Source organism: Streptomyces calidiresistens (assembly GCF_014141525.1).
GTDB lineage: Bacteria > Actinomycetota > Actinomycetes > Streptomycetales > Streptomycetaceae > Streptomyces > Streptomyces calidiresistens.
On sequence record NZ_VKHS01000841.1, the window covers coordinates 1 to 2173 of the forward strand.

General features: G+C 74.1%; 1 protein-coding gene. It reads right to left on the bottom strand.

Translation table 11 applies throughout. The features are described from left to right. A partial coding sequence (locus FOE67_RS23335) for a putative bifunctional diguanylate cyclase/phosphodiesterase (RefSeq protein ID WP_182666815.1) occupies positions 1–2055 on the bottom strand: 2055 nt, incomplete at its 3' end. Between the last annotated feature and the right edge of the window lie 118 nt (positions 2056–2173).

The following is a 2173-nucleotide window of genomic DNA, read 5'->3' on the forward strand; positions in this document are numbered from 1 at the left end:
GAAGGGTTCCCCGGTGAGGGCGTGGGTGTGGGCACGGGCGCGCAGCCAGGCCGTCGTCTCCTCGGCGGGCATGGCGCGGGAGACCAGCCATCCCTGGACGGCGTCGCACCCCAGCTCGCGCAGGCGCTCCCAGGTCTCGCGGTCCTCCACCCCCTCGGCGACGACCACCAGGCCCAGGGAGTGGGCGAGTTCCACGGTGCAGCGCACGATCTCGGCGTCCTCGGCGTCCACCGCCAGGGAGGAGACGAAGGAGCGGTCGATCTTCAGCTCGCTGAGCGGCAACCGGCGCAGGTGGACCAGGGAGGAGTAGCCGGTGCCGAAGTCGTCCAGGGACATCCGCACGCCGTGGCCGGTGAGCCCGGCGAGGGTGTCGGCGGCCTGTTCGGGATCCTCGAGCATCACGTTCTCGGTGATCTCCAGTTGCAGGGAGCCCGCCGGGACGCCGTGACGGGCCAGGCGGGCGGCGACGGACCCGGCGAAGCCCGGGGCGTAGACCTCCCGGGGCGAGACGTTGACGGCCACCGGGACCGTGATGCCCTCCTCCCGCCACCGTGCCACCCGGTACAGGGCCGTCTCCATGACGTAATCGGTGAGGCGGGGCATCAGGCCGGAGCTCTCGGCGATGGCGATGAACTCGGCCGGCGGGATCGGTCCGCGCTCGGGGTGGTCCCAGCGCACCAGCGCCTCCAGGCCCCGCACCCGGCCGTCGAACCCGACCTTGGGTTGGTAGTGCAGGGCGATGTCGCGGTTCTCCAGGGCCCGGCGCAGGTCTCCGAGCAGGCCCAGGCGGTCGGGGGTGTTGGCGTCCCGGCAGGGATCGTAGACCTGCACCCCGTCCCGGTCCTGTTTGGCCGTGTACATGGCCACGTCGGCGCGCCGCAGCAGGACCTCGGCGTCACCGGCGTGGTCGGGGAAGACCGCCACGCCCGCGCTGGCCTCGACCACCAGGCGGATGCCGTTGAGGTTCAGCGGCTCGCCGAGCGCGGTGGTGAGCCGACGGGCCACCCGCTGCGCGGCGGTGACCGATCCGACGCGGGGCAGGAGGACGGCGAACTCGTCGCCGCCGGGACGGGCGATCGCCGCGTCGGGGGGCACGGCCCGGCGGACCCGATCGGCGACCCGCACCAACAGCCGGTCCCCGGTGGAGTGGCCGAGGGTGTCGTTGACCGACCGGAAGCGGTCCAGGTCGATCAGGATCAGGGCGAACCGGGCCCCCTCCTCCCCGGATTCACGCACCAGGCGACGGATGTGGTCCAGCAGCCACTGCCGGTTGGGCAGGCCGGTCAGCGGGTCGAGGACCTGCTCGCGCGCCCGGGCCCGGGCGATCCACAGGGTGGAGTCCAGGGCGATCACCGGAACGGCGAACAGCGGCAGGAGCAGCGGGGCGTGGACGAGGACCACCCCGATCAGGGGGGCGAGGCCGAGCAGGGCGACGGAGATCAGCCCCTGGCGCACCAACGCGGCGCGCAGCAGTCGGCTCGGGCCGCCGGTGGGGGCGAGGCACAGCCACAGCAGGGCGCGGGTCAGCAGCAGGTGGGCACAGGCCGCCGCGACGATCAGCGGGACGTCCGCGAGATCCCACCGGTGGGGGTGCCAGGGCGAGTCGCCGCGCGGGTGGACCCCGCCGGCCGCGAGGAGCAGGGCCCCCGCGCTGATGCCGATGACCTCGGCGGAGGCGTGCAACAGCGCGTCGCGCGCTCGGCCCCGGTGGACGAGGACCACCGCGCCGACCAGGGCGAGGGCGATGAGGACGGCGGGTGTCCATCCGTAGAGCAGGAGGACCGCCAGGGTGACGGCGGAGCCGGAGCCGGAGCCGCCCCACCACCGACCGGGGCCCAGCGCCACCAGGTGGGCGACGATCAGGCAGGCGAGCACGGCGAGACCCAGGCCGGGCGCGCCGGCGGGCAGGAGGGGGGTGCCCTCGGCGAGGACGACCGCGCCGCCGAGCGGCAACAGGACGGCGGCGACCGGGGGGAGGGTGCCGCGCAGTACGGGGCAGCGGGGCGCGGTGTCGCGTCCGGACGGGACCGGGTGTCCCGGGGGCGCAGCGTGCATGTGGTCCCTCTCCCGGCCGGATGACCGCCCGTTGCTGAACGGGCAACGTGACACCACATTAGGTCCCCGACCGGGATGACGCTGTCACTTATACACATCTCAGAGCCCACGAGAATTG